This is a genomic window from Aphanizomenon sp. UHCC 0183, assembly GCF_009712065.1.
In the GTDB taxonomy this organism is placed as follows: Bacteria; Cyanobacteriota; Cyanobacteriia; order Cyanobacteriales; family Nostocaceae; genus Dolichospermum; species Dolichospermum heterosporum.
On sequence record NZ_VILC01000050.1, the window covers coordinates 26,102 to 31,901 of the forward strand.

7 protein-coding genes are annotated in these 5,800 nt (G+C 35.9%); 5 read left to right on the forward strand and 2 right to left on the reverse strand.

Going from position 1 to position 5,800, the window contains the following annotated elements:
• Positions 1-310: 310 nt before the first annotated feature.
• The 5 genes from hisF to FJR37_RS16940 all read left to right on the forward strand — a co-directional run bounded on the left by hisF (position 311) and on the right by FJR37_RS16940 (position 4,187).
• Positions 311-1,084: an imidazole glycerol phosphate synthase subunit HisF gene (gene hisF, locus FJR37_RS16920; protein WP_039203271.1), complete on the forward strand. Its 774-nt coding sequence runs from the start codon at positions 311-313 to the stop codon at positions 1,082-1,084.
• 99 nt (positions 1,085-1,183) lie between these two features.
• Complete coding sequence (locus tag FJR37_RS16925) at positions 1,184-1,375, forward strand: hypothetical protein (RefSeq protein WP_039203251.1); 192 nt, start codon at positions 1,184-1,186, stop codon at positions 1,373-1,375.
• Between the two features lie 122 nt (positions 1,376-1,497).
• Positions 1,498-2,184 carry a hypothetical protein gene (locus FJR37_RS16930; protein WP_168466593.1) on the forward strand — a complete coding sequence of 229 codons (687 nt, stop codon included), beginning with the start codon at positions 1,498-1,500 and terminating at the stop codon, positions 2,182-2,184.
• A gap of 85 nt (positions 2,185-2,269) precedes the next feature.
• The gene (locus FJR37_RS16935; protein WP_168466594.1) at positions 2,270-3,043 is read left to right on the forward strand and encodes a DUF1350 family protein; all 774 of its coding nucleotides are present in this window, start codon (positions 2,270-2,272) and stop codon (positions 3,041-3,043) included.
• A 7-nt stretch (positions 3,044-3,050) separates the two neighbouring features.
• The gene (locus FJR37_RS16940) at positions 3,051-4,187 is read left to right on the forward strand and encodes a PP2C family protein-serine/threonine phosphatase (RefSeq protein ID WP_039203246.1); all 1,137 of its coding nucleotides are present in this window, start codon (positions 3,051-3,053) and stop codon (positions 4,185-4,187) included.
• Between the two features lie 219 nt (positions 4,188-4,406).
• On the opposite strand, the gene FJR37_RS16945 is transcribed toward FJR37_RS16940, so the two are convergent.
• Both FJR37_RS16945 and grpE read right to left on the reverse strand, forming a co-directional pair.
• Entirely contained in the window at positions 4,407-4,733 is a 327-nt protein-coding gene (locus FJR37_RS16945; RefSeq protein ID WP_027402877.1) for an STAS domain-containing protein, read from the reverse strand.
• A 203-nt stretch (positions 4,734-4,936) separates the two neighbouring features.
• Positions 4,937-5,605, reverse strand: coding sequence for a nucleotide exchange factor GrpE (gene grpE / locus FJR37_RS16950; protein WP_039203245.1), 669 nt, complete (start codon positions 5,603-5,605; stop codon positions 4,937-4,939).
• Positions 5,606-5,800 lie beyond the last annotated feature (195 nt).

The following is a 5,800-nucleotide window of genomic DNA, read 5'->3' on the forward strand; positions in this document are numbered from 1 at the left end:
AGAATTGCAGGTTATTAAATTTGCGTTCCTTAGCATCTCGTAGATAGGGCGATCGCTTGTAGGATGATTTTGAGGAGTGCGATCGCACTGCGCTTCATTGACCTATCAATATGTACTCAATACTAACATCCTCTCAAATTTGGTAAGACATCCTCAAGGTATGGTTATTTTATATGTTTCAAAGTATAGTTATTTAGTTAGCTTTTCGTCTGGACAAGACCCATTATATATTGATCCTCTCTTGTCATCTATTTCCCAATTACCTTTACAATTAAAATTCCTAGCAATTACCGGGAGTGAAAAAGTCATTATGTTGTCTAAAAGAATCTTACCTTGTTTAGATGTCAAGGCGGGCAGGGTTGTGAAGGGAATTAACTTTGTGGATCTCAAGGATGCGGGTGATCCTGTAGAACTAGCCAAGGTTTACAATGAAGCCGGTGCAGATGAGTTAGTGTTTCTAGATATTACGGCTACTCATGAAGACAGGGACACAATTATTGATGTGGTTTACCGGACTGCTGAACAGGTCTTTATTCCCCTGACTGTGGGTGGTGGAATTCAAACCTTAGAAAATGTTAAAGGTTTGTTAAGGGCAGGCGCTGATAAGGTTAGTATTAATTCTGCGGCGGTCAGAAATCCAGATTTAATTAATCATGCCAGCGATCGCTTTGGCAATCAGTGTATTGTTGTGGCTATTGATGCTAGACGTAGACTTGATCCTGAGAATCCTGGCTGGGATGTATACGTTCGCGGTGGCAGAGAAAATACTGGTATTGATGCCCTTCGCTGGGCGGAGGAAGTAACAAAACGGGGGGCTGGAGAATTGTTGGTGACGAGTATGGATGCTGATGGAACTCAAGCTGGTTATGATTTGGACTTGACAAAAGCGATCGCTAATGCTGTAGAAATCCCCGTCATCGCTTCTGGTGGTGCAGGGAATTGTGAACATATTCACACTGCTTTAACGGAAGGTAAAGCCGAAGCTGCACTTTTAGCGTCTTTGTTACATTTTGGGAAACTAAGCGTAGCACAAATTAAAACTTATTTGCAAGAACGCCATGTTCCTGTCCGTCTTCCTACTTGATATCAAATACAGCGACCAACTGCATCTATTGAAGGTAAAACACAGTTATCCAAAACAGTGTTAAGATAATCGTACTTCTATGAAGAAATATTAAGAAATATGTTGATTCCTATTTTAATCTTTGATGTCGCACTTGTAGCATGGTCGCTACACCTAATGGAAAAAGCCTATCATCATAAAGAATTTTCCTTCATGCTGGCTGGTATACTGGTGGCATTAGCCGCAGCAGCAATGCTAGTAGTTTACTTTTTAATGGGAAACTGCATGAGCTATTTGTTACAAGTAACTTAGTTTGGTAATTGGTAATTGGTCATGGGTAATTGGTAATTGGTAATTGGTAATTGGTAATTGCCATTCTGGAAATCCAGTTGTTATATTAGACTAAATCAATAGTAGTTAAGGATTTAGCAACTGTGCGAGATGATTTACAGGGATTGGATATTAGTCATGATCAACTTCAAGATGCGACTAACTTACCTGTTGATAATAAATTAATAATTATTACTGATACTATCCAGCAATTTAGTATAAGGTTGCTAAAAAAAGCTCGAAAAACAGAAATTGCTACTGTGGTTTTCGCGGGAATTACTACTTCTGTTTGTACTTACCTATTAGTAAAACTATCATCTTGGCTATCATTAATTATTTTCATTTTATGGACAAGTGGGAGTATTCAAATATTATTATATTTATTATGGAGAGGTAAAAGTAAGTTTCTGAAGCAGAATATGACCAATTCTTTGCGGATTTTACTAAATGATGTAGAAAGATATAATTCCGTGATTAAAGCCATACATATTAACGACCAAATTGAGGATGTTGGCAATTTAGGAGTAAGTATACAAGAAAGAGAAAAAGTATTATTAGCACTTGAATTAACTAGAAATGATTTAATCCGCGCTTTAAAAACAGAGAGAATTTTGCGAGAAAATAAAAGTTTTATTATCACCAATTCTGATTTATTTACTAATAATTTAGCCACTTTGGCATCAATGCAAGTTACTGAAGAAGCCACAGAACATGGTAAATTATTAAATGAAGCCTTGCAAATTTCCCTAGATGTACAGCAGGAAATGAAAAAGTTGCAAAGTCAGAGTTAATACTTTATATATATTTATAGCGGTATGCAATTGAATGAGATAAAGTCAGCAAATCGTAAAGTCTTCTATTCTACAAACTTTGGAAATGAACTGGCAAGAAATTAGAGGCAATTGGGTACTTGTTCCCCGTAATCCTATCGGGATTATTCATTTTTTAGGTGGCGCATTTGTCGCCACTTTACCACATTTAACTTATCGTTGGTTACTGGAAAACTTGGCAGATCAAGGATATGTCATTATTGCTACACCTTTTGTGAATACATTAGATCATATAGCGATCGCTAAATCTGTCCTCCGTAAATTTGAATATACTCTCGAAAAGTTACAAGACTCTGGAAAACTCCGCAAACTTTATCTTCCCACCTATGGAGTCGGACATAGCATGGGTTGTAAACTGCATTTACTAATTGGTAGCCTGTTTCCAATCCAAAGGGCTGGTAATATTTTAATATCCTTTAATAACTTTGCCGCCAGTGAAGCCATACCATTAGTAGAACAGTTAAATTCCCAGTTAAATTCCCAATTAGACATTGAATTTACACCTACACCCACACAAACCAACCAAATAGTCCAAGACAGCTATCAGATTCGGCGAAATTTATTAATAAGATTTAATAAAGATAGCCTAGATCAATCAGCAAACTTAACAATAATTTTACAACAACTCTTTCCTGATATGGTGACAACACAAACTTTATCAGGCACTCATACCACACCTTTAGGACAAGATGTTAAATGGCAACCAGGAACTTCCTTTAGTCCCTTTGATGCTTTAGGACAATGGTTAAAGCAAGAAGTTTATCGAGATTTAAATCAATTAAAACAAGTTATATTGTTTTGGTTAAATCCCCTTTCTTAATAATCTCATGTTTGAAATCCTAATTATTGATGATGACCGATCCATCCAAATTTTCCTCAAAAGAATCTTAGAAAAACAAGGTTATCAGGTTATTACCGCGAGTACAGGAGAAGAAGGGATTTTAAGAACGCTGGATTCACCTCCAGCCTTAATTATATGTGATTGGATTATGCCGGGATTAACTGGGATAGAAGTATGTAATATCATTAAAAAAGATCCCAAATTATCTACCACATTTTTTATTTTATTAACATCTTTAGATTCCGTCGCAGATCGAGTTAAAGGATTAGATGCTGGTGCTGATGATTTTATCTCCAAACCTATCGAACAAAACGAACTCCAAGCAAGAGTTAGAGCCGGGTTACGTCTACATCAATTAAGTCAGGATTTACAGACCCAAAAGCTACTTTTAGAAACAGAATTATCCGAAGCTACAGAATATGTAAAATCCCTTTTACCCCTGCCTATAAATAACCCCCTGAGTATTCAGTTTAAGTTTTTGCCATCCAGGCAACTTGGTGGGGATTGTTTGGACTATAATTGGCTGGACGCTGATTCTTTAGCTATTTACCTACTAGACGTTGCTGGTCATGGACTAAAAGCAACTCTGCCTTCAATTTCTGTATTAAATCTCTTACGTTCCCGCGCTCTCAAAGATTTAAATTACTATCAACCTAGCGAGGTATTAGCGGCTTTAAATAATACCTTTCAAATAAATTATCAAAATGATAAATATTTTACGATTTGGTATGGAGTTTATAATCGAGTTAGTCGGCAGTTAACATACTCTAGTGCTGGACATCCACCAGCTATTATCATTTCTGGTAACTCTCCTACTAACACAGAAGTAAAAAGATTAAAAACTCCAGGAATGCCGGTGGGGATGTTTCCTGAAGCTAAATATGTTGATGCTTATTGTCAGATTGAAAAATCTAGTACCCTTTATATTTTTAGTGATGGTGCTTATGAAATCACTCAATCAAATGGTAATCTTTGGAGTTTGGAAGGGTTTACTCAGATTTTAATTAGCTTACAGTATTCTGTTGATAATCAACTTGATTATATACTGGATTACCTAATTAACTTAAACTCCAAAGAGATATTTGAAGATGATTTATCTATTCTTCAAGTTAAATTTGATTGATCAAGTAAGTAGGTGAACACAATAAAACCAAAGTGTGTAAAGAAAAGTAAAATCGCCCAAAGCCTCTTACCTTTTACCTCTTACCTCTTACCTCTTACCTCTTACCTTTTACCTCTTGCCTCTTGCCTCTTACCTCTTGCCTCTTGCCTCTTGCCTCTTGCCTCTTGCCTTTTGCCTCTTGCCTTTTGCCTTCCTATAACGACAATTTTCAATGCTAACCTACTTGGCAGAAAGCAAAAGATTTTCAAATGCTTCTTGACTAGGAACAATTGTAAATTTGCTATCCATCCCAGTTAATTCAAATAGCATTCTAACTTGCTCATTAATTGAACAAATTACCATCTTTATACCTAATTCTTGTAAAGCTTTAAATGTTAAAACCAGAGTGCCTAATCCAGAACTATCCATAAAGGTAACATTATGACAATCAACTAACACAATGGACATTCCACTTTCCATTACTTCTGTAATACTTTCTCGAAAGTTTTGAGAGCTATTGGCATTAAAGCTCCCACTAATGGAAATCACTTTCACCTGCTGATTCATAATATGCTAATTTTGATTTATTTAATAAGGTTCTGATTTTGATTTTATTAGTATATCTTAACGTTAAATTGAATAAAGACATTTTGTACACAAAAATATTGAGCAATTTTTCATCAGGCATTTATTCCAGTTTCTTATAACCCAAAATAGTGATCCTTTAGAGCATTTTTGGGAGATTGAGTCGCAACAAATACAATAAATAATTATATGGGACTGACTCTAGCTCGGTATAAAAGCTGGTCGTGTTGCATATAACCTGGATAACGTACCTTAATGATTTCTCCTGGTTGTGCTGTTCCCTCTAATAATTGATGAAATTGTGGATTATAGGGGATTTGGTCGCCGACAGCGGCGATCGCTTGCACATTCCAAGTCTGTAATAATGTCTCTAGAGGTTTATCTACCAAAGGTAGTATTTTCACCGCTGATAACTGGTGATCCTCTCTGGCTCTATGTGCTGCTATTGGCCATTGTAATAGTAAGGATTCCAATATTTGTAAACTCGATCGCTGAAATTCTTGTTGTAATACTTCCCGTTGTTCTAACATTGATAATGTTAATCTTTCATACTCAGATTGTAAATCCGTAATTTGTTTTAATAAGTTTATGTTTTTATGAGAGGAATGAGTGTTGTTGACACTTGAAAATAAACCATCAACACTGAAAGTTTCTACCAACTCAATCCAAGATATTTGTAAAATCTCTGACAGTTTTACCAATACTTCCATCCGCATCTGTCCGATTTTCCCCCTCCGCAACTGCAAAATTTGCCATTGGGAAACACCAGCAGCACGACTTAAAGCGTTAAAACTATCACAACCAACTTTTTGCATTAAATTTCGCAAATTATCAGTCAAATCAACTTGCGCCATAAAATCTGGGATATAAGATATTGTTAGCTATTATACCTTTTTTCCAGTTAAACTATTCTTCTATACTCAACATGGTTGAAATATGGACTTTTGGAAAATTACGAAAAACCTAGATTTGTAGGGGGTAAAGCAAGAGCTTCATTGGTGTCAACTTAACGTAAAACCTCTATCCCGCAAAGAACTCAAGTCATCTCA

What these genes read in the sequence shown, in the direction of transcription:
- hisF (WP_039203271.1), top strand. Translation starts at nt 311, where the DNA reads ATGTTGTCTAAAAGAATCTTACCTTGTTTAGATGTCAAGGCGGGCAGG.
- FJR37_RS16925 (WP_039203251.1), top strand. Translation starts at nt 1,184, where the DNA reads ATGTTGATTCCTATTTTAATCTTTGATGTCGCACTTGTAGCATGGTCG.
- FJR37_RS16935 (WP_168466594.1), top strand. Translation starts at nt 2,270, where the DNA reads ATGAACTGGCAAGAAATTAGAGGCAATTGGGTACTTGTTCCCCGTAAT.
- FJR37_RS16940 (WP_039203246.1), top strand. Translation starts at nt 3,051, where the DNA reads ATGTTTGAAATCCTAATTATTGATGATGACCGATCCATCCAAATTTTC.
- FJR37_RS16945 (WP_027402877.1), bottom strand. Translation starts at nt 4,733, where the DNA reads ATGAATCAGCAGGTGAAAGTGATTTCCATTAGTGGGAGCTTTAATGCC.
- grpE (WP_039203245.1), bottom strand. Translation starts at nt 5,605, where the DNA reads ATGGCGCAAGTTGATTTGACTGATAATTTGCGAAATTTAATGCAAAAA.